At 60.7% G+C, this 25,495-nt stretch carries 21 protein-coding genes; 12 read left to right on the top strand and 9 right to left on the bottom strand.

Going from position 1 to position 25,495, the window contains the following annotated elements; all coding sequences use genetic code 11:
* The first annotated feature begins 142 nt into the window (after positions 1 to 142).
* Positions 143 to 406: a PepSY domain-containing protein gene (locus AWB64_RS10185; RefSeq protein WP_060818582.1), complete on the top strand. Its 264-nt coding sequence runs from the start codon at positions 143 to 145 to the stop codon at positions 404 to 406.
* A 141-nt stretch (positions 407 to 547) separates the two neighbouring features.
* Positions 548 to 1,156, top strand: coding sequence for a DNA-3-methyladenine glycosylase (locus AWB64_RS10180; protein ID WP_060818766.1), 609 nt, complete (start codon positions 548 to 550; stop codon positions 1,154 to 1,156).
* A gap of 117 nt (positions 1,157 to 1,273) precedes the next feature.
* Here the strand turns inward: AWB64_RS10180 and flhC are convergent, their stop codons facing one another.
* The 3 genes from flhC to AWB64_RS10165 all read right to left on the bottom strand — a co-directional run bounded on the left by flhC (position 1,274) and on the right by AWB64_RS10165 (position 4,019).
* Positions 1,274 to 1,933, bottom strand: coding sequence for a flagellar transcriptional regulator FlhC (flhC, locus tag AWB64_RS10175; protein ID WP_060818581.1), 660 nt, complete (start codon positions 1,931 to 1,933; stop codon positions 1,274 to 1,276).
* Between the two features lie 13 nt (positions 1,934 to 1,946).
* On the bottom strand, positions 1,947 to 2,264 hold the full coding sequence (flhD, locus tag AWB64_RS10170; RefSeq protein WP_060818580.1) for a flagellar transcriptional regulator FlhD: 318 nt from the start codon (positions 2,262 to 2,264) through the stop codon (positions 1,947 to 1,949).
* A 693-nt stretch (positions 2,265 to 2,957) separates the two neighbouring features.
* Complete coding sequence (locus tag AWB64_RS10165; RefSeq protein WP_060818579.1) at positions 2,958 to 4,019, bottom strand: purine-nucleoside phosphorylase; 1,062 nt, start codon at positions 4,017 to 4,019, stop codon at positions 2,958 to 2,960.
* Positions 4,020 to 4,311: 292 nt separating this feature from the next.
* Here AWB64_RS10165 and AWB64_RS10160 point away from each other — a divergent pair, with 292 nt between their 5' ends.
* Positions 4,312 to 4,692: a GNAT family protein gene (locus AWB64_RS10160; protein WP_060818578.1), complete on the top strand. Its 381-nt coding sequence runs from the start codon at positions 4,312 to 4,314 to the stop codon at positions 4,690 to 4,692.
* Here the strand turns inward: AWB64_RS10160 and AWB64_RS10155 are convergent.
* Positions 4,617 to 7,277, bottom strand: coding sequence for a mechanosensitive ion channel domain-containing protein (locus tag AWB64_RS10155; protein ID WP_060818577.1), 2,661 nt, complete (start codon positions 7,275 to 7,277; stop codon positions 4,617 to 4,619). The genes AWB64_RS10160 and AWB64_RS10155 overlap by 76 nt on opposite strands.
* Before the next feature lie 139 nt (positions 7,278 to 7,416).
* On the opposite strand from AWB64_RS10155, the gene AWB64_RS10150 reads away from it, so the two are divergent.
* The gene (locus AWB64_RS10150) at positions 7,417 to 7,710 is read left to right on the top strand and encodes a hypothetical protein (protein ID WP_060818576.1); all 294 of its coding nucleotides are present in this window, start codon (positions 7,417 to 7,419) and stop codon (positions 7,708 to 7,710) included.
* A gap of 42 nt (positions 7,711 to 7,752) precedes the next feature.
* On the opposite strand, the gene AWB64_RS10145 is transcribed toward AWB64_RS10150, so the two are convergent.
* Entirely contained in the window at positions 7,753 to 8,697 is a 945-nt protein-coding gene (locus tag AWB64_RS10145) for a cation diffusion facilitator family transporter (protein WP_060818575.1), read from the bottom strand.
* Positions 8,698 to 8,738: 41 nt separating this feature from the next.
* Positions 8,739 to 9,803: a selenide, water dikinase SelD gene (gene selD, locus AWB64_RS10140; RefSeq protein ID WP_060818574.1), complete on the bottom strand. Its 1,065-nt coding sequence runs from the start codon at positions 9,801 to 9,803 to the stop codon at positions 8,739 to 8,741.
* A gap of 198 nt (positions 9,804 to 10,001) precedes the next feature.
* Between selD and AWB64_RS10135 the strand changes: the two genes are divergently transcribed.
* From AWB64_RS10135 to AWB64_RS10120, 4 genes are all read left to right on the top strand, one after another.
* Complete coding sequence (locus AWB64_RS10135) at positions 10,002 to 10,772, top strand: SDR family oxidoreductase (protein ID WP_060818573.1); 771 nt, start codon at positions 10,002 to 10,004, stop codon at positions 10,770 to 10,772.
* A gap of 67 nt (positions 10,773 to 10,839) precedes the next feature.
* A complete protein-coding gene (locus AWB64_RS10130) occupies positions 10,840 to 12,162 on the top strand; it encodes an MFS transporter (RefSeq protein ID WP_060818572.1) in 1,323 nt (440 codons plus the stop codon).
* A 22-nt stretch (positions 12,163 to 12,184) separates the two neighbouring features.
* Positions 12,185 to 13,015 carry an IclR family transcriptional regulator gene (locus tag AWB64_RS10125; protein ID WP_060818571.1) on the top strand — a complete coding sequence of 277 codons (831 nt, stop codon included), beginning with the start codon at positions 12,185 to 12,187 and terminating at the stop codon, positions 13,013 to 13,015.
* Between the two features lie 140 nt (positions 13,016 to 13,155).
* Positions 13,156 to 14,121, top strand: a complete 966-nt coding sequence (locus AWB64_RS10120) for a glycosyltransferase family 2 protein (RefSeq protein WP_060818570.1) — start codon at positions 13,156 to 13,158, stop codon at positions 14,119 to 14,121.
* A 42-nt stretch (positions 14,122 to 14,163) separates the two neighbouring features.
* Here the strand turns inward: AWB64_RS10120 and AWB64_RS10115 are convergent, their stop codons facing one another.
* Positions 14,164 to 15,363, bottom strand: coding sequence for an acyl-CoA dehydrogenase family protein (locus AWB64_RS10115; RefSeq protein ID WP_060818764.1), 1,200 nt, complete (start codon positions 15,361 to 15,363; stop codon positions 14,164 to 14,166).
* A 367-nt stretch (positions 15,364 to 15,730) separates the two neighbouring features.
* On the opposite strand from AWB64_RS10115, the gene AWB64_RS10110 reads away from it, so the two are divergent.
* From AWB64_RS10110 to AWB64_RS10095, 4 genes are all read left to right on the top strand, one after another.
* Positions 15,731 to 16,993 (top strand): metal-dependent hydrolase family protein, encoded by a 1,263-nt coding sequence (locus AWB64_RS10110; protein ID WP_060818569.1) that lies wholly within the window; start codon positions 15,731 to 15,733, stop codon positions 16,991 to 16,993.
* A 62-nt stretch (positions 16,994 to 17,055) separates the two neighbouring features.
* Positions 17,056 to 18,435: an MFS transporter gene (locus AWB64_RS10105; protein WP_060818568.1), complete on the top strand. Its 1,380-nt coding sequence runs from the start codon at positions 17,056 to 17,058 to the stop codon at positions 18,433 to 18,435.
* Positions 18,436 to 18,661: 226 nt separating this feature from the next.
* Positions 18,662 to 20,134: an NAD-dependent succinate-semialdehyde dehydrogenase gene (locus AWB64_RS10100; protein ID WP_060818567.1), complete on the top strand. Its 1,473-nt coding sequence runs from the start codon at positions 18,662 to 18,664 to the stop codon at positions 20,132 to 20,134.
* 70 nt (positions 20,135 to 20,204) lie between these two features.
* Entirely contained in the window at positions 20,205 to 20,930 is a 726-nt protein-coding gene (locus AWB64_RS10095) for a haloacid dehalogenase type II (protein ID WP_060818566.1), read from the top strand.
* 41 nt (positions 20,931 to 20,971) lie between these two features.
* Here the strand turns inward: AWB64_RS10095 and AWB64_RS10090 are convergent, their stop codons facing one another.
* Positions 20,972 to 25,120, bottom strand: a complete 4,149-nt coding sequence (locus AWB64_RS10090; protein WP_060818762.1) for a bifunctional nitrate reductase/sulfite reductase flavoprotein subunit alpha — start codon at positions 25,118 to 25,120, stop codon at positions 20,972 to 20,974.
* Positions 25,121 to 25,142: 22 nt separating this feature from the next.
* Complete coding sequence (gene nirD / locus AWB64_RS10085) at positions 25,143 to 25,490, bottom strand: nitrite reductase small subunit NirD (protein WP_060818565.1); 348 nt, start codon at positions 25,488 to 25,490, stop codon at positions 25,143 to 25,145.
* Positions 25,491 to 25,495 lie beyond the last annotated feature (5 nt).

The following is a 25,495-nucleotide window of genomic DNA, read 5'->3' as shown; positions in this document are numbered from 1 at the left end:
AGGGTCGTTGGTCTGACAGGAAAAGCATTGCAATGCCTATGCCAACGCCTTGGCTGAACCACCGCGAGGATTGGCCGCACTTCGCAATGTAAGCATTATGTTAGATTGACCATTCCTCAATCTGATTCGATAAGGACAGCCAATGTTGAAGAAAACAGGTATTGCCGCAGTTGCGGTCCTCGCGCTCGCAGCGAGTAGCGCAGGGTTTGCGCGTGACCAGCCGGGCGCGGACTGGATATCGAAGGATGCGGCCATCTCGAAGGTCAAGGCTCTGGGTTATGACGCGGTACGCCTGGAAGCCGACGACGGACGCTGGGAAGGCGAAGCCACGAAACAAGGCCAGTTCTACGACATCCACGTAGATCCCCATTCCGGCGCGCTGACAAGAAACGAACTGAAGCGTTAAGTTCGTGTAGGAATTACAGGGCAGCACGCGCTGCCCTCACCCTTGCAAGGACTCTCGGCGCAGAACAACGATCGAAAGCAATGAAGCAGCGCAATTCTTGTTAATGTGACGGTCGAATCCGCTCAAGCCCATTCATTGCTCATGACATCACTCCCCCTGCGCGCCGCAACCCCCGACGATTTCAACGCGCCGTCCGAAGAAGTCGCGCGCCGCCTGATCGGGGCGATCCTGAGCGTCGATGGCGTGGGCGGCAGGATCGTGGAAACGGAAGCCTATGATCGCGAGGATCCGGCATCGCATAGTTTTTCCGGCCCCACGCCGCGCAATGCGGTGATGTTCGGGCCGCCCGCGCATGCCTACGTGTACCGGTCGTATGGGATTCACTGGTGCCTGAACTTTGTCTGCCGAGAAGCGGGACACGGCGCGGGAGTGCTGATCCGCGCAATCGAACCGCTGACCGGACTCGACGCCATGCGGCAACGGCGCGGCCTCGAACCGCTGAAACTGCTTTGCTCCGGACCGGGCCGTGTGGCGCAGGCGCTCGGCATCACGCACAAGAACAACGGAATGTCGCTGCTCGAGGCGCCGTTTGACATCGATATGCCCGATGAAGATTATCCGGTCGCAACCGGACCGCGGATTGGCATTTCCAGGGCGATGGACGTGCCCTGGCGCTTTGGCCTCGCCGGGTCGAAGTTCTTCAGCAAGCCCTTTCCAAAGGATGCCGGCGATTCCCTCGCCAAAAAGTAAAAGGGCTGCCAAACCTCGGCAGCCCAAATCGTTCTTATTGATTTTTTTAAAGTAACAGCAGCGCTTCGGCAATCACCCCGTCAGAAACGGTCCTCGGGACTGCCGGCAACGCTCCCGTCAAGCAGCCTGTGCAATCAGGCTTTCTGTGCGCGGCTGTAGCATCGCCGCGTTTTCGAGCGCCGTCGGTTCCGGCACTTCATTGGTCGAAACAACACTCAACTCCACCAGCGCGGTCTGCTCGCTCGCCTGTTTGGCGGCCGCCGCTTTTTTGGTCTTCCCCGCGCGTGACGGCGGCTGGCAGGCCCCGCACACCACGTTTTCTTGCAAATCATGTTTGTGCGCAATGAACTTTCCAGTGCAGCGGCAGCATTTGGTGAGCTGCAGCATGCCTGCATCGAAAAAGCGCACAAGGGTCCAGGCCCGCGTCAAATCGAGTACCGCCTCGACATCGCTATTCCTGCAATGTTCGAGATACAGCCGATACCCCTTGGTCAGGGCATCGAGGTGCGAGCAACCCGCTTCCTTCTTCAGGAACACATAGGTGTTGTAGAAGAGCGAAGCATGGATGTTCGCAAGCCACGTCATATACCAGTCCGCCGAGAAAGGCAGCATGCCCTTCGGTGGCGAAACACCCTTCACCTCGCGATACAACCGGATCATCCGGTCGCGCGACAGTGTCAGTTCACTTTCGAGCACTTGCATCCGCGCCCCGAGTTCGATCAATGCGATCGCGCGGAAAACTTCTTGTGCGTCTTCGGTGAGGCTTTTCTTAAGCATGGCGCTCTCGTGCTTAGACGAACTGTTCTGCTGGCTGACCGGCCAGCAGGATGGCTGCATGCGTCGGCGCAATATCCGCGTGCTTCGCGGGCGCCGTCAGTGCTGCCAGCATGGTGTGATCGTTGAAGCGGAAGAAACACAGCAACTGGTCTGAAGACGCCAGCTTTACGACCTGTGCGAGCGTGAGCCCAGACAGAAGGTCGGCAAGTTCCTTAGACAACCCGAGTCGAAACATCCCGATTGCGCGGTCGTCACGCAGCATGCGCTGCGCAAGCATGATGTACGACAAGTTGATTTCTCGAATCGAGTCCAGCGTTTCGCGACCGTTCATGATGTTCCTGCGTTCGATATAAACCCCGAGCACCGCGCCGGATTTTTTACCGGCTTTCTTTTTTGCCTAGCCAAACGTTTGTTCTGTCGGGCTACATTCAACTTGTTTCAGTCCGTTACATCTTGTAACAACACTGTGAAACGGATTGTAAGTAGCGTGGATCGGGAAATCAAGCTCATCTCAATAATAAATTTCCATAAAACAACAGTCGGTATCGGTAAGTTTTTCTGAAGTTTGTAACTGGGAAAAATGACCACGTTGCGCCGTTGTTTTTGTACGCCGTCTTTTGCCAAATAATTTGCTTGGCGCTTGATTTTACAAAGGAAAAAACGGACGCCGCATTGATTCGGTTGACACGCTTTCACAATTAACAGGTTTATGTTTAGCGAGCGCTTGTTACAACTTTCCTTTGGATTGGCGAATACGCCACAAGGAAAACCCGCATTGGCGCTCTGTCATTTTCCTTTCATTCTTTTGTGTCAAATCATCAGAAAAAAATTCCCATAGGCGGGCAAGACGAACTTGTTACGAGAGGTTTGTAACAGGCCGAACGGCATCTTTTCGGAAAGGTTATGGATGGCGCCAACCACTGGCGGGTGCGATTTAGCTGAATGGCGCTCAACTTAACGCGTTGATTTCACACGTTGGCGCGAACGCCCGATGCGTCCGCGTTGTTGAAACAATTGCCACTATTCAACGTCTAGGCACGCCGTCGCGCCATTCGCCCCAATGCGTGACAATGTCCTGCACCAACGGATTCCCAGCCCGATAAAGATTTTCGATAGCCGGCGCGAAACCACCCTGCGCGGCGTAGTTCAGCAGATTGTCGGAGGCGGATTGCCCTTCATACGGCCTGTCGAAGTCCGATCCCGTCCGCACAGCGGCCACGCGGTTCAAATCCACTTTGTGGGCGCTCGCCGCGCGCTTCAACGCTTCGTATGTCGCGTTGTCCTCTTGCTGCGTGGTGCAATACACGCCTTTGCCATCGGTCAGTTGTTTTGTCCAGTCCCGCGCCCGCTCGCCAATATATTTTCCCGACCACCACGTGTCTCCGGCAAGGGTGTCGCACTGGATCACCTTCGGCGGCTGGTTGGCTGGCGCGTAGCCGAACTTCGCACGGGCGGCCTGTGCTTCGGCGCCGTCGGAGAGCGCAACGTTCCTCGATAACGCATACGCCACATCGGCCAGCGCCGGGTTTAACTGGAACACCTCGGTCTTGTAGTCGAGCGGCGGTTTCTCGCCGGGGCTCTTTGTATTGATGCCGAGATAACCGCTTGGCCAGCTATCAGGTTTTTCGCGGGCATCGACTTCCCACTGGATACCGAAGTCGACGAGATATTTCGCCCACGCGGCCGACCCGATCGTTCCACGAATCGGATCGATGCCAGCAATGCCCGCGATCATGAAATACGTACGGCGCAGATCGAATTTATCGGAGAAGGTGAGCGCCATCAGCGACGCCGCCGCGTTCGCGTGCCCCATGCCTGTCGTCATCACGCAGATTTCCTGCCTGTTGCAATGCACGACCGGATAGTCCGGCGATAGACCAGGCACGCTGACCGTCTTCCAGGGACCCAGTTTGTCGAGCCATACCTGGCCTTCGGGACCGAACATGGAGATGATCATGACCTTTACGTTCTGGCCCGAGTGACTACTGCCGCGAAAGTCATCGGCGTCCTGTGCAAAGGTTGACGCGCACGCGCTGAAGGCGAGCGTCGCGGCCACCGCGGTCAGGCTCGGAAAGTGTTTGAACATGCGGGCGCGAAAAGACACTGAATCAGGCGAGGAGCGGACAATTGATTTCATCTGGGCGGCACCGAAAGTGGAAGTGGAAACACAAGGTGAAACGCGAGGTGAATCATGCACTGAAGCACGAACCGGCAGGACAATGTAAGGATCGTGCTAAGCGCATTATAGAAGCGGCTCATGCCCCGAAAATCAACAGAAACAATGCCGGCGATGTTCCGCGAATACCTTCCATCGGCGCCCCGCTGATGTCTGGTACGCACTACCCTGCCGGATATCCTCCACCCGTTTGAGGGTCTTTATGCACGACACCGCGGCTTCAAGAATGATCGATGCGTTCCATGCAAGCCATGTGGAAGAACGGCAAGACATCGAGATGTGGCTCGAGCCGAATGGCGACTGCGCCGTTGCGCTCGAAGCGCTGTGGTCGGAAGGGGAGCATCATCGCGGGCATGCGCGCGCGGCCATGGAGCGGCTGGTCGCGCTCGCTGACAGGCACGGCGTGATGCTGTCGCTGGTGCCGAGGCCATTGACGCCGAAAGGGCAAGGGTTAAAGGCCCTTTCGGCGGATCATGCAGCGCCGGATGGCGCGGCGCTCGAGGCGTTTTATGAGCGGCTTGGCTTCGAGCGATCGGGCGGCGAGTTCGAAGGCTCGCCCGTGCTGGTGCGTGCGCCCCGCTGACTGGTTTCGCCGGTTTCTTCGCTATCGACTGCGGCGTCGTTGTACGGATCGGACCGCTGGACATCGCGCCCCGTATGCTCTGAAGCCGGCGCAGGCGAGTTCAACACCTCAACGCCGTCGCCCGACTTCGACTGCTCGGCCTGATCGCCTCGCGCGTTGTTGAAAATCACGAAGTTACGCTGCGGATTGGCAATCTCGATACCCTGCTGCGCAAAGCGATCCACAATGCGCCGGTTGAATTCGCGCTGCACGCCCCATCGCGCGGTATCGCGGCATTGGATCTGGCCCGCGAGCGTGACCGTCGAACCATCGACGGCGTCCACGCCCCAGAGGCTGAAGTCCGAGAGAATGCCGTCCTTGAATGCATCGTCGTCGCGCAGGGACGCGCCGATTTCCTTGAGCGTATCCGATGCCAGACCGATATCCTGGCCCATCGCAATGCTCACGCGCACGGCCGCATTGCCGATGCCGCGATTCGTGTTGTTCACGGTCGACACCGAGCTGAACGGCACGGTAAAGAGGGATCCGTCGCCGCCGCGCAGACGCACGGTTCGAATCGACAAATACTCCACCGTTCCCGAGACGCCCGCGAGCGTGACGGAGTCGCCGACCTGCATGGCGTTCTCCATCAGGAGGAAGATGCCGGTAATCAGGTCCTGCACGAGTTTTTGCGAACCGAAGCCGAGCGCCACGCCGAAGATACTCGCGCTCGCGAGCAAGGGGGCGGTGTTCACGCCGATCTCGCTCAGGCCGGTCATGACCACCACCATCGCGATCACGATGAAAAGCGCGGTGCGCATCATGGGCAGCAACGTTTGCAGGCGCGCCGCGCGCAAGCGGTCGCCGCTCGCGGTCCACCGTTCAAGCCGCTGTTCCACGAGCACATTCGCGCCTTCCCACACCACCACGGCGAATACTGCCGCAACGGCAATGGTGATCAGCGCCGATGCCAGCCGGTGACCGACGCCGCCCGACGAAAAGAGTGCGAATACATGCAGGCCCCAGACCTCCAGCAACGTGAGGACAAGGCCCACGATGATCAACGCCCGCAAGATGCTACGCAGCAGCGGATAGTAGCGATACGCATGCTGATGAGCGATCGACCTCGTTGCCTGATCCTGCGCCTCGGCCACCGCATGAAAGATCCTGCCGAGCGCGCCGAACACCACGATCGCGATCACGCGCGCGGCGACGATCACGAGCAGGGACACGCCCAGAAGATGGAACAGCGTCCGATAACCATTGCGCACATCGAGCGCCCAGACGAACCACAGCGCCATCACCAGGAACACGGCAATGACGGCCCAAATGTCGGCGGCCCAGTTGCCGAGCAACACAAACGAACGGTGTCCGCGCATGCTGTCACGAATCCAGGCTGCAACCGGCGCACGGCACTTCAGGATCACAATGGCAACCAGCACGTGAGCGACCAGCGCGACCGCCTTGACGATCGAATCGTGAGCCACGTTGGTCAATCCCAGCGGCTCGGCGCCTTCGGCAAACGCAATGCCCGCGCCCGTGACCGAAACAATGGCGACCAGCCAGCGATGCGCGAAAGCCGCCGATTCATCGCTCATTTGAATCAGGCGCAGGCCCGGAGCACGCGGCGCAAAGAAGAACCCGCTTGCGATCACAATGCCGCGGCAAATCAGATAAACGTCGACCAGCGCGCCGACCGAACGGCCCTGAGGCGTGCCTTCATCGATAAAAATGGACATCAGCACGGCTGCCGCGATGGTGAAAACGATCAGCGGCAGCACGGCCAGCAAGCTGTGCAAAATGGCGCTCGGCAGGCGCTGCAACAAGGTCCAGTGACGCGCGGCGTGGCGCACGCCACGGGCGGTATCGGCCCTGCGTCCGGCAATTTCGATGGCAACCTCGTTACCCGAACGTTCCGCCACGGCTTCGGCCTGTGCAGCGGAGCGTTCGTCCTTCTTGAGCTCGGGTTGCGTGTCATCGACATCGACAATACCCCGTGCCGCGATGCGCGCACGCGGCCGGCGCACAAGCCGCGTGCTCAGGAATTCGAGCAGCAGTGCGGGCAGCAGCGAGATAGCGATGGCCCAGAACACCTCGCCGACCAGTGCGCGCCCGCTTTCGGTTGCGGTGCGCTGGCGCCACCACTGGGTCACGGAACCGTAGTCGAGCAGCGCTGTCACCGACCGGCGCAAGCCACCGCTCATTTCCACCAGCCAGTTGCTGGCCTGATGGGTTATCTGCGACGCAAGCCCGTTGCTTGTCAGCGAATTCGCCAGCACGCCCGCAGCGCCCGATGCACCGCTCGCCGCGGAGGCCGCGGACGCTGCGGCAGCGCTCGCCGGCACCGCCTGCGCGGGCGTGGCGAGCGCGCCCGCGGCCGCGACGGCGCGTAGTGTGTCTTCGACCTGGCCGCGTCGCGCGGGATCGTTGAGCACGGCGAGCGCGTTGCGCGCCTGTTCCGGCGTCAAGGCAACCGATGACGCCGACGACGCGCTGGCAGGCGATTTGGCTGCAGCGGAACCGGACGCCGCAATTGCAGGGGAAACAAACGCGCTGTTCAGGACAAACGCGAAAAGAAAGGAAGCGGAGAGAACAATTTTGCGCATAGGCGGGGATGAAGAACTCTGTTAGGGATTCCGCAACGGATGCGCTCGGCCACGAGCACGATTGGGACTGCGGTCATCACTGTACAAGCTGGAATGCTTCGTGCATGAAAGGTCTGATCAAAACCACCGGACCTCACGCATGCGCGTCCAGACCCAGCAAATTTTCAGGATTTCTACGGCCGCCGTGCTTGCCGCGGCCGGACTGCTGATAGCACTTCTCGCGCCCGGGCGGGCTTTCGCCGCAAGGACTTCCACCACGGAACGGGTTTCCAGGTCCAACACGCCCCTGGCGGCATCGGTCACACAGCCTGTCGATATCATGACAACGGACGAAGGCACCACACAACTTCCGGCGAGCGGCAATACCGAATTGCCCGCCACGCCCGATACTCCCCGACCGCATCACGACCGGCCACCGGCACATTTGCCCTGACGCCCGACGTCACGCGTTCGGCAATCCTGGCTTGCAGTCAGTTTAGTGGAACGCGTCAGGACCGGCTGTGGCTTTGCCGTCCGGCACGCGCGCAACATCCGGCTCGAAAAATACCCAGCGCGCTTCCGGAAATGTACGCTGCAGATCCTCTTCAATCACGTTGATTGCGTCGACCATTGCGCGTCCGCTTTCGTATTCCACCATCTCCGCCTGCACCGCGACCACGATCTGCTTGCCCCACTGCAGCGTAATTAGGTTGAGCACGCGAACGATTTCCGGACGCGCGCGCAAATGCGCATCGATAGCCCGGCGCACTTCCGGACTTGCCGATTCGCCAACGATCATCGACTTCACTTCGCGCGCCACCAGGTACGCGATCACCATCAGCAATACGCCCACGCCGATGGAACCGGCGGCATCGTAAGCAGAGTTGCCGGTGATCATGGTCATCAGCACGGCGCAGAACGCGATGGCAAGACCCGCGAGCGCCGCAACGTCCTCGCCGGTCACCACGATCAATTCCGATTCGCGCGTTTCCCGGAACCATCGCCAGAGCGATTTGTTGCCGGATGTCTTGCGGATTTCTTTCAACGCGCCGGACAACGAAAACGCTTCGAGCACCACGGAAATGCCGAGCACGACCAGCGCGACGATTGGATTCGTGACCGATTCGTGCACCGCGATCCGGTGCACGCCTTCATAAACCGAGAACGCACCGCCGACAAAAAACAGCAGCAACGCAACCAGCATGGAATAGAAGTAAATCTCGCGGCCGGAACCGAGCGGATGCAATACGTCGGCGGGCGCCTGCGAGCGCTTCAGGCCAAACAGCAGCAGGAGTTGATTGCCGCAGTCGGCGGTCGAATGAATCGCCTCAGCGAACATGGAACCTGAACCTGTAAACGCCGCCGCGCCGAACTTGCACACGGCAATGCCGAAGTTGGCGGCGAGCGCATAAAAGATGGCCTTCGGCGATTCTTCTTTCATCGGGCTCCCGGTGAATGTTCAAGCATGGTGGAATCGTGGATTCAGACCACTTCGACGCGGCTCTCGCCATCGACCATTTCACCGATTACCGCCGCTTCGTCAAAGCCGTCCGCGCGAAAGATAGCGAGGACTTCGTCGACCGCTTCGGGCGCGCACGAAACCAACAGGCCGCCCGAAGTCTGCGGATCGGTAAGCAGGGCCTGTGCCACATCGTGGAATGACGACGCAAGCACGATGTCCTTGCCATAAGCTGCCCAGTTGCGTCCCGATGCACCCGTGATGACGCCCGCTTTGGCAAATGCCTCGACGCCGGGCAGCCACGGCAGATCGTTGAAACGGATCCGCGCGGTCAGTCTTGCGCCCCGGCTGAGTTCGAGCGTGTGACCGAGCAGGCCGAAGCCGGTCACGTCCGTCAACGCATGCACGCCGTCGAGCGCGGCGAGTTCCGCGCCCGGACGGTTCAGCTTGGTCGTGGCGGCGATCATGGCGGCGTAGCCAGCGGTATCGAGTTGATCCTTTTTCAGGGCCGCCGACAAAACCCCCACGCCCAGCGGCTTGCCGAGAATCAGCACGTCGCCCGCACGCGCGGCCGCGTTGCGTTTCACGCGCTTCGGATGCACCAGCCCGATTGCAGCCAGACCATAGATAGGCTCGACCGAATCGATGGAATGGCCGCCCGCCACCGGAATGCCCGCTTCGGCGCAAATGGATTCGCCGCCCTTGAGCACCGCCGCGATTACATCGTGCGGCAAGACGTTGATCGGCATGCCAACGAGCGCAAGCGCGAGGATAGGTTTGCCGCCCATGGCGTAGACGTCGGAAAGCGCATTGGTCGCGGCGATGCGGCCGAAATCGTACGGGTCGTCGACGATCGGCATGAAAAAGTCGGTGGTCGCGACAATCGCCTGCTCGTCATTCAACCGGTACACCGCCGCGTCGTCGGCGGTGTCGTTGCCTACCAGCAAATCGGGGAACAGCGCCATTGGCGTGCTGCGCTTGAGCAGGTCGGCAAGCAGGCCCGGCGCGATCTTGCAGCCGCAGCCGCCGCCGTGGGAAAGGCTAGTCAGGCGGGGCGACGGATTGGAATTCAGCTTGATTTCGGTCATTCGGAGAGTCCGGCTAAGTGGCGTGCGAACGACATTATGGTGCGTGTTGACGATTGGCGGGAACGCGGATTCGACCTGAAATCATCCTACTTCGCGTTTACCTTCACTTATAAAAAACATTTTCATATGTGAAAATTGCCGTGCAAATTGAATGGCATATCTCGTTCGATGCAACCTGACAACGTGAAAGGAGCAGCAATGGTCAAGCGGGTCGAAGGCAAGAATGTGGTGGTGACGGCGGCAGGAAACGGTATTGGACGGGCCTCGGCGCTCATGCTGGCGGCTGAAGGCGCGACGGTCTGGGCCACGGATATCAATGAAGAAGCGCTCGCCGATCTCGCGCGTGACGCGGGCGAAGGTTCGACCTTGCGCACTGCGCGCCTGAACGTTCTGGACGCCGCCGATATCACCGCGTTCGCCGCGAAGACGGGACCCATCGACGTGCTGTTCAACTGCGCCGGCTACGTGGCCGACGGCAACATTTTGAAATGCGACGACAAGGACTGGGATTTCAGCTTCGATCTGAACGTCAAGGCCATGTACCGGACCATCCGCGCGTATTTGCCGGGAATGCTGGACGCGGGCAAAGGCGCGTCGATCATCAACATGGCGTCGGCGGCGTCGAGCGTGAAAGGCGTGCCGAACCGCTTTGCGTACGGCGCGTCGAAGGCGGCGGTGATTGGCCTCACGAAATCCGTCGCCGCCGATTTCGTCGGCCAGGCGATCCGGTGCAACGCAATCTGTCCGGGGACCATCGAGTCGCCATCGCTGCGTGGCCGTATCGCGACGCAGGCCGCAGCTTCCAATGTGGACGAAGAAAAAGTGCGCGCGGCGTTTGTCGCGCGCCAGCCCATCGGGCGCGTTGGACGTGCCGAGGAAGTCGCGGCGCTGGTCACCTACCTCGCCTCCGACGAATCCGCCTTCACCACTGGCACGATCCACATGATCGACGGCGGCTGGTCGAACTGAGCCGCGCGCGTGCCTGCGCGCGTGTCTGAATAACAACACAACAATCACACCTGTCAGGAGAGCGCCCATGCCGGGATCGATTCCACTCGCCGGAAGCGCGGACCACGCGAGCGCGCTCGAAGAAAACGCGTACCGGAAAGCCGTGTGGCGGATCGTGCCGCTGCTGATCGTCTGCTTCATCTTCGCGTACTTCGACCGCGTCAACATCAGCTTCGCCAAGCTCCAGATGCAGGGCGATCTCGGCCTGTCCAACGCCGCCTACGGATTCGGCGCGAGCATCTTCTTCGTGGGCTATTTCATCTTCGAGATCCCGAGCAACCTGATACTCAGCCGCGTCGGCGCGCGCGTCTGGATTGCGCGGATCATGATCTCGTGGGGCATTGCATCGGCCGCGATGATGTTCGTTAAATCGGAGACGTGGTTTTATGTGCTGCGCTTCGTGATCGGCGCGACGGAAGCCGGGTTCCTGCCAGGCATCATCCTGTACTTCACGTACTGGTTTCCGGCCAAACGGCGCGCGCGGATCAACGCGCTTTTCATGACGTCGATATCGATTTCCGGCGTGATCGGCGGCCCGTTGTCGGGCTTCATCATGACGCGCTTCGCGGGCGCGCTCGGACTCGCCGGATGGCAATGGCTGTTCCTGCTCGAAGGCCTGCCGACGGCGCTGCTCGGCCTCCTCGTGCTTGAGATTCTCGATGACCGCATCGGCCACGCGAAGTGGCTGAACGCCGAGGAAAAGGCCGTGCTGCAGGCGAATATCGATCGTGAAGACAAAGGCACTTCGCACAAATTCGCTGATGCAATGCGCCAGCCCGGTACCCTGCTGCTTTCGCTCATTTATCTCTTCATGCTGATGGGCCTGTACGGCCTCACGTTCTGGATGCCGCAACTCATCAAGAACACCGGCATTACAAGTCCGATGAGCATTGGCCTCCTGACCGCGATTCCCTACGCGGCCGCGGGTATCGGCATGGTTGCGCTGGGGAAAAGCTCGGACCGCAGCGGCGAGCGCCGCTGGCATCTCGGGCTGGCGGTGGCCGTGGGCGGTATCGGCTACGCGTTGAGCGCGTACTTTGCGCACGACACCACGCTTGCCATGATCTCGCTCGTGATCGCCTCCGTGGGTGCGATCGGCTGCCTGCCCGTGTTCTGGACCTTGCCGCCCGCGTTTCTCAGCGGCACGGCGGCGGCGGGCGGCATTGCGCTGATCAACTCCATTGGCAACCTGGGCGGCATCATCAGCCCGTATCTGGTCGGCAAGGTGGTGGATATCACCGGCGCCACGTCGGGCGGTCTCTACGCCATTGCCGCCGTGCTGATCCTCGCCGCGCTGCTGATCCTGTTTGGCTTGCCCGCGCGTATCGCCAACCGGGATCGGGCGCTTTGAGTTCATTCAATTTTTGATCGCCATGAATACCGTCCTGAAGCCATCCAAGAGCGCATCCGCCGATACCGCCGAAAGCCCGCGTTACGCGGCCCCCGCGCTCGAAAAAGGACTCGATATCCTCGATGTCCTGGTCGATACCGCCGAAGGCTACACGCTCAACGAACTCTCGGTGAAACTCGGCCGCACCGTCAGCGAGATTTTTCGCATGGTCGTGACGCTGGAGCGGCGTGGTTATGTACAAGGCGACCACAACGACCGCTATACGCTGACGCTCAAGCTCTTTGAAATGGCGCACAGGCAGCAGCCCATCCGCTCGCTGACCGCCATGGCGCTGCCGTTGCTGCGCGATCTTGCGAACGTCACGCGGCAGTCGTGCCATTTATCGATTTATCACAGCGGACGCGTGGCGGTGATCGCGCAGGTGGACAGCCCCGAGCGATGGTCGTTCGGCCTGAAGGTCGGCGCGGTCATGGGGCTCACCGATACCTCGTCGGGCCACGTGCTGATGGCGTTCCGCGACCCGGAAGAGCGCGAGCGCATGCTCGCCGCGCATACGCGCGTGGAGGGCGAGAACGACGTGGAGCCGGCGGCGCTGCTTGCCCTGCTCGATGAAATCCGTGCCGCCGGTCACGAGATCGTGCCCAGCCGGCAAATGCGCGGCGTGACGAATGTCGCGTTCCCGGTAATAGGCAGCAACGGCGATGCGATCGCCGCGGTAAACGTGCCTTATCTCGAACGCATCGATCAAAAACTCAACCCGGACTTCGACGATGTATGCCGGATGGTCGGAGACATGGCGTCGCGGCTGTCGGGTTTGATGGGCTTTAGCGGATACAACCTCGACGGGCAATGAGCGCATCCGCTTTTAAGCGATTGCAGGGTAAAAAATAAAATAAATCGTTCGCGCCTTGTCTGGATTTAATCGCGTTGACGAAAAAAATCGCCCTCCGTATAAAAGTCGTACCCAGCAACCCTTGCCCCGGTGACGACATCATGAGAACGACGAAAATATCCATATGCCTGCCGACGTGCAACCGGCCCGAGTTGCTGATGGAGTCGCTCGCGTCGTGCCTTGCACAGACGCACGAGAACATCGAGATATTGATTGGCGACGATTCGTCGGATCACCGCACGCAGGCGCTGATCGATTCGACCTATCTGCATGAATCGCGCGTGATCTACGTGAGGAATGAGCCCGCGCTCGGGCAGGCCGATAACATTGCCAGCCTCTTCGAACGCGCGACCGGCGACAAGATCCTGCTGATCCACGACGACGACGCACTCAAGACCGACTGCATAGAACGCTTGCTGCCGGCGTGGAATATCTACCCGGATCTTGAGATCGCGTTCGGCGATCAATATCAGATGGACGACAAGGGCGTGGTCGACATTGAAGCCAGCCGCAAGCTCAACACGGACTACCATCGCACGGACGCGGTGGTTGGACTGCAGCCCGATCCGGGCCGAGCCGGCCTGATTCAAATGATGCCCAATAACGGCTGGCTCGCGAACGCGGACCTGGTCAAGAAAATCAGCTATAGAAAGCAATACGGCATTGGCTGCGAGTATGTGTTCGGCGCGCAGATCTGCATTGCAGCCAGGCAGGTTTATTACCTCAAGGAATACGTTTCGTTCTACCGCAAGACGGATGTATCGATGTCCAGGACCACCGCGCGGTCAACCACCGCGGCAGCCGTGCTTGCCTATGACTTCCTCAAGTCATTGACATTGGACCGGAGCCTCGAGCCGGCGCGCAGACTCGCGCTCAAGCGCATCGTGCCGATTGTCGTGTCTGTTTATGCGCGCAATCATCAACCGGTACCGGCGCTTGGCATCGCGCTTTCGCATTTGTACGCCTATAACTACGGACTTAACAAACGTCTTTATTTCCATTTGATGCTGGTTCTGAAAGGACTGACGGCTACGGGAAATCTCAAGAGCAGCACGCAAAATGGTTGAGACGTTCTCAACACGTTTCGTCTTTGGATCGCGCGTCCCGAGCTAATCCGTTTGCAAACCAGCAAGTGTGTCGCGCTTGAGCTTTTTCGCAAGCGACCACTTGTGTACTTCCGTGGGACCGTCGTAAATGCGGAACGCGCGGATCTCGCGAAACACTTGTTCCACGATCGTATCCCGCGACACGCCCGTGCCACCCATGACCTGCACGCAGCGATCGGCGACGCGAAACAGCGCGTCGGCCACCGCGACTTTCGCCATCGAACTCTCCGATGTTCCGAGCGACCCGCCATCGAGCACGGCTGCACACCAGTCGATCATCAATTCCGCCTGCTGCAGGTCGATCGTGTTCTCGGCCAGCATGAAACCAACGCCTTCGTGATCGATCAGCAATTTGCCGAATGCCTGGCGCGTACACGCGTATTGCGTCGCGATCTCGTGCGCGCGCGTGGCCGCCCCATGCCAGCGCATGCAATGCGACAAGCGTGCCGGAGACAGGCGTACCTGTGCATACTTGAACCCTTCGTGGACTTCGCCCAATACCTGATCGTCCGGGACGCGCAGCCCCTCGATACGCACGACCGCGTGGCCGCCCGGCATGGAACTGTCGATGGTGTCGAGAATGCGTTCAAGACGTATGGCCGGATTCGGAAGGTCGACCAGGAACATGGTGGCCTTCACCTTGTCGCCGTCATCGCCCGCGTTGCTGCGCGCCATCACAATGCCGACCGATGCGCCTTCTGCGCCCGTGATGAACGCCTTTGTTCCATCGATGATCCAGTGGTTTCCATCGCGACGGGCGGAAGTCTTGAGCATTGATGGATCGGAGCCTGCGCCGCCATCGGCCGCTGGCTCGGTCATGAAGAACGCCGAGCGCGCATCGCCCGCAACCAGCGGCGCCAGGAAGCGCGCCTTCTGCGCGTCGGTGCCTGTCTTCCCGATCAGGAGCATGTTGCCTTCGTCAGGGGCGGCTGTGTTCACCGCTACGGGCCCAAGCGGCGACAAGCCTGAACATTTGAGGACCGTTGCTGTTTCCAGTTGCGTGAGATGGCCACCGCCGGCCAGGATGTGCGGCGTGAGAACGCCCGCGGCACGCGCCTTGCCGCGCAGTTCGCGCACGAGTTCCTCGCTCGGTCCATGGCTGCCGCAGCGTGCGTCCCGTTCGTACGGAATGACGACTGTCCGCACAAAAGCTTCAACACGCGATGCAATTTCGCGGGCGCGTTCCGTCCGTACAACTTCCATGCTGCTCATGAGTATTCCTCTTTTCAAGCTCGATGATCCGGGACCGCATGACGTGGGCTGTTTCCATGATGCCCTAATGCCACGCACTCGAACCATAGTGACAAGCACGGTGTCGAAGCGCTTTTTTGCATTGGGTTTGCATGTCCGGCGTCCTCGATGAGCGTCCGCTTTGCCGCGTCAAACCCGCCGCGTTCAATGCAACGCCGGTGAATCGTAATCCCCTCTTTCTGCCCCTCCGGAAATTTTCATCGCATCTGTACATGGCACGAATATCCACGTGCGGCGTATAGTTTGCTCACCGTGCAACGCGGCGCGTCGGCCTTGAGCAGCTCACGCGGCCAGGTTCAATGTCCATGGAGAATCGAGAATGACGTCAGTCAATACGTCCGTGTTATTTCGCAACGGCTCGCTGCTGGACCCAACGCAGGCCGAGCTTCTCACCGGCCACGAGGTGCTCGTGGAAAACGGATTGATCAAGGAAGTCTCCGATCAACCCATCAAATCGAATAGCGCGCGCGTGATCGACCTGAAAGGCCGCACGCTGATGCCGGGGTTGATCGACTTGCATGTTCACGTCATTGCCGTGGAGTTCAACCTGCCGCGGGTCGCGACGCTGCCCAATGTCCTCGTTACGCTGCGCGCCGTGCCGCTGATGCGCGCCATGCTGCGGCGAGGCTTCACCACGATCCGCGATGCAGGCGGCGCAGGCTATCCGTTCAAGCAGGCGGTCGAAGCGGGACTTGCGGAGGGTCCGCGCATGTTCGTGTCCGGCCGCGCGCTGAGCCAGACAGGCGGTCACGGCGACATGCGCACGCGCACGGACTACATGCCGCCCGACGCGCCGTGCGGCTGTTGCGTGCGTGTTGGCGCGCTCGGGCGCGTGGCGGATGGCGTCGACGAAGTGCGCCGCGCAGTGCGCGAAGAATTGCAGATGGGTGCGGACCAGATCAAGATCATGGCCTCGGGCGGCGTGGCGTCGCCAACCGATCCCGTCGGCGCATGGGGTTATTCCGAAGACGAGATCCGCGCAATCGTCGGCGAGGCACGCGGTCGCCAGACCTACGTGCTCGCGCATGCTTACACGCCCGAAGCCATTTCCCGCGCCGTGCGGTGCGGTGTGCGAACCATCGAGCATGGCAATCTTATCGATGAAAAGACTGCACGAATCATTGTCGAACACGACGCGTTCGTGGTGCCCACGCTCGTCACCTACGAAGCGCTCGCAAGCGTTGGCGGCCAGTACGGCTTGCCCGAGGCGAGCCTCGCGAAAGTGGCCGATGTCCATCAGGCCGGCCTGCGGTCGCTTGAAATCATGAAGCGTGCGGGCGTGCGCATGGGATTCGGCACGGATCTGCTTGGCGAAGCGCAGCACATGCAAAGCGATGAATTCCGGCTGCGCGCCGAGGTTCTTTCGCCAGCGGAAGCAATAGCAAGCGCCACGCTGGTCGGCGCGGAAGTGCTCGGCATGAGCGGCAAGCTTGGCCGCATCACGCCGGGTGCATTCGCCGACGTGCTTGTGGTCGACGGCGATCCGCTGAAGTCCGTCGATTGCCTGCTGGGCCAGGGCGAGCACATTCCATTCGTGATGAAAGGCGGCCATATCCATTTCGACGAACTCGAACGCGCCTGATTCACACCCCTTGGCACAAAGCCAAAACCCAACCGCACTTCTGCCAGCGAGGGCATGCAAGCATGTCGACGATTTCCGCCCGTATCGAGCGTATGCCGTTCTCATCGTTTCATCGCAGGCTGCTCCTGATGGGCGGTCTCGGCTACACGTTCGACGCCATGGACGCGGCTGTTCTCGCGTTCCTGCTGCCGGTCTTGCGCAAGGAGTGGGCGCTCTCCAGCGTGCAAACCGGCGTGCTCGGCAGCGGCACGTTCATCGGCTATTTTCTGGGTGCGATGCTGGCCGGAATTCTCGGCGACCTGATAGGCCGCAAGCGCGTGATGATGTATGCGCTCGTGATCTATTGCATTGCGTCGCTCGCAAGTGCCGTTGCGCATGACTGGCCGTTTTTTCTCGCGACGCGGATTGTCGCCGGACTGGGCACGGGCGCGGAAAGCGCGATCGTGGCGCCGTTCTTGTCGGAGTTCGTGGCGCGGCGGTATCGCGGTGCGTTTACCGGCAGCCTCGCGGGCTTCTTCTCGTTCGGTTTCGTGGCGGCTGCATTGCTCGGTTATCTCGTGATTCCCCTTTCGCCCAATGCATGGCGCTGGGTAATGGTGATCACGGCAATGCCGATTGTGATGTTGCTCTGGTGGCGGCGCGCGTTGCCCGAGTCGCCGCGCTGGCTCGTCGCGCGCGGACGACATGACGAAGCCGAGGCGATCGTGGCACGAGCGGAAGCCGAGTTGACGGCCGCGGGTGTCGAACTCGAGCCGCTGCCCGAGACTGATCCGGCCGCCGATCCCGCCGTGCCCATCGCCGCGCAACGCGCATCCGCGCTCGCGAACGTCAAGGCCCTGTGGTCGCGCAAGCTCGCGCGCATCACGGCCATGACGTGGCTCATGTGGCTCTCGATCACCTTCAGCTACTACGCATTCTTCACATGGATTCCGAGCCTGCTCGTGCAGAACGGCATGACGATCACGCGCAGCTTCTCGTATTCGCTGGTGATCTATATCGCGCAGATTCCGGGGTATTTTTCCGGCGCGTGGCTCAATGAAAAAATCGGACGGCAAGCAACGATCGCCTCGTACATGGTTCTTGGCGGCATCTCGGCGCTGGGCCTCGCGCTTACGCGAAGCGATGCCGGCATCATGGCGTCCGGCGTGCTGTTATCGTTTTTCATGAACGGCACGTACGCGGGCGTCTATGCCTATACGCCGGAAGTGTTCCCCACCGACGTGCGCGCGACGGGCGCGGGCATGGCCTCGTCCATCGGACGGCTTGGGGCGATCGCGGCGCCGATCCTGGTCGGCTATGTGTATCCCATCCTCGGCTTCGGCGGCGTGTTCGGCGCAACAACATTTGTGCTGGGAGTCGGCGCACTGGCAGTCGTGCTGATGGGCGTGCAAACGCGTGGCCGTTCGCTCGAAGACATCGCGGCCGCACAATTGCGTGGTTAGCGCGGCACGTTCCAGCGCTCTTGGGACCGTTCTTCAGCAAGTGGCCCCGCTATCAAGCCAGGCCTATTTTTAGATGGATGAATCCCCGCTTTAATACTGCGACTCATAGGATGGCCTTGAGCGCGATTGGACTTAGCATTGGCGTTTATACAAACCCTCTCCCGGCGTCTTCCACTGATCCCAAGCTCATTGCGCACGCCGGGCCGCACAATCAAAGGACTTTCTCATGGCGCTCGTTCTCGAACGGAAGGAACTGATCTGTTCCAAAAATTTCATCGATGGGCAATGGCTTGCCGCTTCAAGCGGTGAGCGATTCGCCGTCACCGATCCGGCAACCGGCGAACGCATTACCGAAGTCGCGGACAGCGGTCCCGACGATGCGCGCGCGGCCACGGACGCCGCGGCGCGCGCGCTGCCCGCGTGGCGCGACTTGCTGCCCAAGGAACGCGCCGCCATTCTCCACAGGTGGAACGCGCTGATGCTCGCGCATCAGGACGACCTGGGCGCGCTCATCTCTCTCGAACAAGGCAAGCCGTTGGCCGAAGGCCGGGGCGAAGTCGCGTATGGCGCGTCCTATGTCGCATGGTTCGCCGACGAAGCCACGCGCATCTATGGCGACATCATTCCGCAGCAGCAACGTGGCAAGCGCATGACGGCCGTGAAGGAACCTATTGGCATTGTCGCCGCGATCACGCCATGGAACTTCCCGCTTGCCATGATCGCGCGCAAGATTGCGCCGGCGCTGGCCGCCGGATGCACGGTCGTGGCCAAGCCCGCTGAAGATACGCCGCTGACAGCGCTGGCGCTCGCGCTGCTGGCGCACGAGGCAGGCGTGCCGGCGGGCGTGTTGAACGTGATCACGGCATCGCGAGAAAAAGCCGTGCCCGCGGTCGGCAACTGGCTCGAAGATGCCCGCGTGCGCAAGATCACGTTCACGGGCTCGACGCCCGTTGGAAAATACCTCGCGCGAGAATCCGCGAATACGCTCAAGAAGCTGTCGCTTGAACTCGGCGGCAATGCGCCGTTTATTGTCTTCGACGACGCCGATCTCGACGCCGCCGTCGCCGGCCTGCTCGCGGCGAAGTTCCGCAATGGCGGACAAACGTGCGTATGTCCGAATCGTGTCTATGTGCAGTCGGGCGTCTATGCAAAGTTTGCTGAACTGCTGAGTCAACGCGTCGGACAACTCAAGGTCGCGCCGGCTTCTGATCCGTCCGCGCAGATCGGCCCGATGATCAATTCCCGCGCACTCGACAAGATCGCACGTCACGTTGACGATGCAACGTCACACGGCGCGCGCATTCTCGCCGGCGGCAAGCGCCTGCCTGAACTCGGGCCCAATTATTTCGCGCCGACCGTTATTTCGGATGCGACAGCGGACATGCTGCTGTGTTCAGAAGAGACCTTTGGTCCCGTCGTCCCGCTCTTTCGTTTTGAGGACGAAGCCGAAGCAGTCAAGGCCGCTAACGACACACCGTTCGGGCTCGCATCGTATTTTTATAGCCAGGACGTAAAGCGGATCGACCGCGTGTCGCGTGCATTGGAAGCGGGTATTGTCGGCGTCAACGAAGGCGCCCTTGCGAGCGAAGCCGCGCCGTTTGGCGGCGTCAAGGAATCGGGATATGGCCGCGAAGGCTCGAAGTACGGCCTCGATGACTACCTCTCGATCAAGTACGTTTGCCAGGGCGGACTGGACTGATGCGTTCGGCATGAGCGCCGGTTTGCGCACGCGATAAAATACCCGGAGTTCCCAACCGGCAAGGATCATTGTGAAACTCACCGACTACAAGGCGCTCACGTTCGACTGCTACGGCACGCTCATCGACTGGGAAAGCGGAATCATGAAGGGCTTGCAGCCGCTGATCGAGCGCGCGAGCCACCCGCTTACCCGCGATGCCGCACTCGAAGCGCACGCGCGCCACGAATCGTCGCAACAGCTTTATACGCCCGCAATGCGGTATCGCGACCTGCTTCCCATTGTGTACAAGCGGATCGCCGAGGAATGGAATGTCCCCGTGACGCGCGAAGAGTGCGTCACTTACGGGCAGTCTGTTCAACACTGGCCCGCGTTCGAAGACTCGGCACAATCGCTGCAATACCTGCAGCAGCATTTCAAGCTGGTGATTCTGTCCAACGTCGACAACGAAAGCTTTGCCCATAGCAATGCAAAGCTCGATGTCACGTTCGACGCCGTGATTACCGCCGAGGACGTGGGTTCGTACAAGCCGTCGCCACTCAATTTCGAGTACATGCTGGACAAGCTCAGCGGGATGGGAATTCAAAAGAATGCCATTCTTCACACTGCGGAAAGCCTGTTTCATGACCACAAGCCAGCGAATACGTTTGGACTGGCGTCGTGCTGGATTTACCGGCGGCATGCGCAGCAGGGCTTTGGGGCAACGATGAATCCGGGCGAACAGCCTCAAGTCGATTTCAAGTTCAAAAGCATGGCGGAGCTAGCGCAGGCGCATCGCGAAGCACTGGCCAAGGCTTGAAGTGGTTTTAGTGCGCGGTGTTGGTCGCAAGCCATGCCCGCTCAATAAACATCGCGCACGTAGCGCTTTTCCTTGACCATGCGGCTTACGTACTCGTGCGCCTTGTCCTCGCTCATTCCGCCCGCCTGAGCAACAATGGATTTCAACGCGGCGTCGACATCCTTCGCCATGCGGCTCGCGTCGCCGCAAACATAGAAATACGCGCCAGATTCAAGCCACGCCCACAACTGCGCACCATGCTCGCGCATGCGGTCCTGCACATAAATCTTGTTGGCCTGATCGCGTGAAAACGCAAGGTCAAGACGGTTCAGCAGTCCCTTGCGGCGCATCTCGTCGAGTTCATCGCCGTAGTAATAATCCGTGGCCGCATGCTGCTCGCCAAAGAACAGCCAGTTGCGGCCCGTATCGCCGCGCGCTTCGCGCTCATGCAGGAAACCACGAAATGGCGCCACGCCCGTGCCGGGGCCGACCATGATCATGGGTGCATCGCCGTTGCGTGGAAGCCGGAAATGCGCCGACTTCTGCACGAACACAGGAACATTGGCGTCGGCCGCTCGATCGGCGAGGAATGTCGACGACACACCCTTGCGATGCCGCCGCCCATTGTTGTACCGAACCGCCGAAACGGTCAGGTGAATTTCGTTTGCATGCGCCTTGGGACTCGATGCAATCGAATACAAACGCGGCTGCATGCGCTTCAATATCCCGGTCAATTCGCTCGCGGAAAGCCTGACCGGAAACTCATGCAAGACGTCCGCCAACTGCTGGCCCCAGAGCCACTTCTTGAGATCCGCCTTGCGATCCTCTCCGAGCATCTCCCTTAGCGCGCCGTTCTCCGCGCGCGCCGCGATAAACGCCAATGCGTCAGCGCTCGGACGGGCAATTTCGTAATGCTTGCCGAGCGCATCGGCAAGACGCATCTCGCCAGCGCCCGCTACCGTGACCGGCGCGTCCGCCGAAAGATGGCTCAGGCCAATGAGTTCATCGACCAGTTCAGGACAGTTGCTCGGCCAGACGCCCAATGCATCGCCAGCCTCATATTCAAGGCCCGAATCCTTTGCAAGCGAGAAGTAGCGCGTATCCTTCGTCGCGCCCTGCTTGTTAAGCCGCACGTTCTTCACCAGCCGCGACGCAGCCGGATGTGTCTTCGACGCAGCCGTTCCAGGCAGCACCGCGGGAATCATTCCGTTGGCGGAAACGGCATGCAGCGCTTCGTCTTCTTCCTTGATACGCGCGACGATTCGCTCGATCCATGCGTCGGCGGCGGCTTGATATTCGGTGTCGCAATCCACGCGATCGGCCAGCCGTTTTGCGCCGCGCTCGAGCATGCGCGCATCGAGCTTGCGGCCATGACCGCAGAATGCATCGTAGTTGCGATCGCCGAACGCGAGCACCGCATAACGGAGATTGTCGAGACGCGGCGCATGCTCGGCCTGCAGATCGGTCCAGAAAGCCTGGCCGTTGTCCGGCGCATCGCCGTCGCCGAACGTGCTCGTCATGAGCAACACGTATTGCGCATTGGCGAGACCCGATACCGCGTAGTCAGCCATGCACGAAGTACGGATTTCGAAGCCGGACTCCATCAGTTGCGTGGCATAGCGCTCGGTCAACGACTCGATGTTTCCTGTCTGCGATGCCCACAGCAACGTGACCTTCGGCCGCGCCCTGACAATACGCACGCCTGATTCATGCCCCGCTTGTTGAACAGAAGTCAACGTCGCAGCGGCCGCTTCGGCGCGGCTGAACATGCCGGCAAGCAGGCCGTCGAACCATAGACGGGTCGCAGGAGCAAACGGCGCGCTGGCGGGAAGTACCGGAACACCGGGAGCCGCACGGCCTTCATTCGAATGCAAACCGCTCATGAAACCGGCGGCGTATAAACGTTCTGCATCGCTTAATTGGGGTGGCGGCGTCTCTGGAATGCCGAGCAATGTGGAGAGCGCATCTATGCGGGACATGTCCAGTTCCTGAGTGACGGCCGCGTGATCGGCGGCGGATTCATCATGCGTATCATCAGATATGGCCGTGCCGGGTTCGGGCGTCACGCGACTGAGCGTAACCGCGCAAAACTTGAATTCGGGCTGCTGCGAAATCGGATCGGCCGCATCGTTGGTCACGGCGTTGATGCACAGATCATCGCCATACACATCGTTCCAATGCATGGGCGCAAAGCAGTTGCCGGCGCGCACCCGGTCCGTCACGACCGCCGGCAACACGGCGCGGCCACGACGCGACCTGATCTCGACGGAATCCTTCGTTTCAATGCCAAGCGCCGCCGCGTCTTCCGGATGAATCTCAACGAAGGGGTTCGGGTTCAGCTTGTTGAGCATCGCGACCTTGCCGGTCTTTGTCATGGTGTGCCATTGATGCTGCAAGCGCCCCGTGTTCAGCACGATAGGATGCTCCGCGTCGGGCATCTCCGCAGGCTGACCATGCGGACGGGCAAGAAACACGGCCTTGCCGCTGGCGGTTGGAAAAACCAGTCGTGGACGCCTGCCGTCTGGCTGTTCCTTCAGCGTTTGATTCACGCCGTCATTGATGTACCGGAGAGGATTGCGGTCGGACGCACCATCTCGCGCAATGGGCCATTGCAGCGGCGTCTCGCGCAGCCTTTCATGGCTCGCGCCGCGAAGGTCGTAGCCGGTTTTTGGATTGGACGTGCGCACGATCTCCGCAAAAACCTCTTCCGCCGACGCATAGCTGAATGCATCGGCGAAACCCATTTCGCACGCCACTTGCGCCACGATCCGCCAATCGGGCATGGCCGCACCCGGCGGTTCGATGGCCTTTTGCGTGAGCGTCATGTTGCGCTCGGAGTTGATCATCACGCCTTCGGCTTCGGCCCATAGCGCGCCCGGCAGCAGGACGTCGGCGTATCGGTTGGTCTCGGTATCGAGGAAGGCGTCCTGCGTGATGACGAGTTCCGCGGCCTGCAATCCCGCTATCACAGTCTGGCGATTTGCGACGCTCGCCACCGGATTGGTGCAGATGATCCAGCACGCCTTGATGTCGCCCGCGGCCATACTCGAGAACATGTCGATGGTGCCCTTCCCTAACGATGTCTTGAGCCTGCCTTCGGGAATGCGCCACAAATCCTCCATGAACTTCCGGTCTTCATCGACCAGCACAGAGCGCTGCCCAGGCAACCCCGGGCCCATGTAACCCATCTCGCGTCCGCCCATTGCGTTGGGCTGGCCGGTAAGCGAAAACGGTCCGCTGCCAGGACGGCAGATCTTGCCCGTCGCCAGATGAAGATTGCAGATCGCGTTCGTGTTCCACGTGCCGTGCGTGCTCTGGTTCAACCCCATGGTCCAGCAGCTCATCCATTCGGGCGCTTCGCCAATCCATTGCGCCGCGAGACGAATCTCGGCTTCGGCAATACCAGTGATCGCGGCGACTTTCTCCGGCGTATAGTCCGCGAGAAAGGCAGGCATCGCGTCCCAGCCTTCCGTTGCTTCACGGATAAAACCCGCATCCGTATGCCCGTTTTCGTGCAGCAGATGCAGCAGTCCATTGAGCAGCGCGAGGTCCGTGCCCGGCTTGATCTGCATGAAAAGGCCGGCTTTGTCGGCGGTGGCGTTGCGGCGCGGATCGACCACGATCAGCTTCGCGCCCGCCTTCACGCGATCCATCATGCGCAGGAACAAGATGGGATGGCAGTCCGCCATGTTCGCGCCGATCACGAAAAACAGATTGGCCCGGTCGATATCCTGATATGAACCTGGAGGCCCGTCCGCGCCCAGCGAGAGCTTGTAGCCGCTGCCCGCGCTCGCCATGCAAAGGCGCGAATTCGACTCGATGTTGTTCGTGCCAACAAACCCCTTCGCCAGCTTGTTGACGAGATATTGCGCTTCTATCGACATCTGGCCGGACACGTAGAACGAGAGCGCGTCGGGACCATGTTCGTCGAGTATGGCGCGTAGCCGGCGGGCGGTATCGGTCAGCGCCTGAGTCATGGGCAACGGAGCCGGGTCCTGGCCGCGCGCGTGGCGAATGAACGCGCTTTCAAGCCGGCCCGATTGGCGTAGCGCGACATGCGCCGATTGCCCCTTGGTGCAGAGCCGACCGAAGTTGGCGGGATGTTCCTTGTCACCCGACACCTTGACCACTTGCCCGTCCTCGACGTGCAGGACCATTCCGCAGCCAACGCCGCAATAGGGGCAAACGGTCTTGACGCTGCCGGTGTTCATGTCGGTCAAAGCCGGATTGTTTTCAAGCGGCGACCCATACATGTCCGTCTTCGACGCGCGCGGCAAATGCGTTGACCGAGTTCTCCGGGATCTCGAGACATTCGCCTGTGCGCAGATCGAAGTGATGCTTGTAGATGGGCGATGCAACCACAATGCGCTCGCCCAGATTGCCGATCAACCCGCGTGAGAGCACGGAGGCCTGCGAGCCCGGATCAAAGTTGTCGATGGCAAAGACGCGGCCGCCGTCATCGGCGAGATGGAAGACCGCGACCTGCACGCCGTTGACCAGCGCACACACGCCGGTGTTCGGCAGGATGTCGCTGAGCGCACACACGGGAACCCATGCAGCCGGGATTCGATCGATGTTCATGGGAC

Source organism: Caballeronia sordidicola (assembly GCF_001544455.2).
In the GTDB taxonomy this organism is placed as follows: domain Bacteria; phylum Pseudomonadota; class Gammaproteobacteria; order Burkholderiales; family Burkholderiaceae; genus Caballeronia; species Caballeronia sordidicola.
The sequence above is the reverse complement of the archived record's forward strand: the minus strand, read 5'-3'. Positions and strand labels throughout refer to the sequence as shown.

Bases quoted from the DNA above. Each gene is read 5' to 3' on its own strand.
- AWB64_RS10180 (WP_060818766.1), top strand. From the start codon at position 548: ATGACATCACTCCCCCTGCGCGCCGCAACCCCCGACGATTTCAACGCG.
- AWB64_RS10115 (WP_060818764.1), bottom strand. From the start codon at position 15,363: ATGGAAGTTGTACGGACGGAACGCGCCCGCGAAATTGCATCGCGTGTT.
- nirD (WP_060818565.1), bottom strand. From the start codon at position 25,490: ATGAACATCGATCGAATCCCGGCTGCATGGGTTCCCGTGTGTGCGCTC.
- flhD (WP_060818580.1), bottom strand. From the start codon at position 2,264: ATGAACGGTCGCGAAACGCTGGACTCGATTCGAGAAATCAACTTGTCG.
- AWB64_RS10185 (WP_060818582.1), top strand. From the start codon at position 143: ATGTTGAAGAAAACAGGTATTGCCGCAGTTGCGGTCCTCGCGCTCGCA.
- flhC (WP_060818581.1), bottom strand. From the start codon at position 1,933: ATGCTTAAGAAAAGCCTCACCGAAGACGCACAAGAAGTTTTCCGCGCG.
- AWB64_RS10125 (WP_060818571.1), top strand. From the start codon at position 12,185: ATGAATACCGTCCTGAAGCCATCCAAGAGCGCATCCGCCGATACCGCC.
- AWB64_RS10110 (WP_060818569.1), top strand. From the start codon at position 15,731: ATGACGTCAGTCAATACGTCCGTGTTATTTCGCAACGGCTCGCTGCTG.
- AWB64_RS10145 (WP_060818575.1), bottom strand. From the start codon at position 8,697: ATGAAAGAAGAATCGCCGAAGGCCATCTTTTATGCGCTCGCCGCCAAC.
- AWB64_RS10155 (WP_060818577.1), bottom strand. From the start codon at position 7,277: ATGCGCAAAATTGTTCTCTCCGCTTCCTTTCTTTTCGCGTTTGTCCTG.
- AWB64_RS10100 (WP_060818567.1), top strand. From the start codon at position 18,662: ATGGCGCTCGTTCTCGAACGGAAGGAACTGATCTGTTCCAAAAATTTC.
- AWB64_RS10150 (WP_060818576.1), top strand. From the start codon at position 7,417: ATGCGCGTCCAGACCCAGCAAATTTTCAGGATTTCTACGGCCGCCGTG.
- AWB64_RS10160 (WP_060818578.1), top strand. From the start codon at position 4,312: ATGCACGACACCGCGGCTTCAAGAATGATCGATGCGTTCCATGCAAGC.
- AWB64_RS10135 (WP_060818573.1), top strand. From the start codon at position 10,002: ATGGTCAAGCGGGTCGAAGGCAAGAATGTGGTGGTGACGGCGGCAGGA.
- AWB64_RS10120 (WP_060818570.1), top strand. From the start codon at position 13,156: ATGAGAACGACGAAAATATCCATATGCCTGCCGACGTGCAACCGGCCC.
- AWB64_RS10105 (WP_060818568.1), top strand. From the start codon at position 17,056: ATGTCGACGATTTCCGCCCGTATCGAGCGTATGCCGTTCTCATCGTTT.
- AWB64_RS10130 (WP_060818572.1), top strand. From the start codon at position 10,840: ATGCCGGGATCGATTCCACTCGCCGGAAGCGCGGACCACGCGAGCGCG.
- AWB64_RS10090 (WP_060818762.1), bottom strand. From the start codon at position 25,120: ATGAACACCGGCAGCGTCAAGACCGTTTGCCCCTATTGCGGCGTTGGC.
- selD (WP_060818574.1), bottom strand. From the start codon at position 9,803: ATGACCGAAATCAAGCTGAATTCCAATCCGTCGCCCCGCCTGACTAGC.
- AWB64_RS10165 (WP_060818579.1), bottom strand. From the start codon at position 4,019: ATGTTCAAACACTTTCCGAGCCTGACCGCGGTGGCCGCGACGCTCGCC.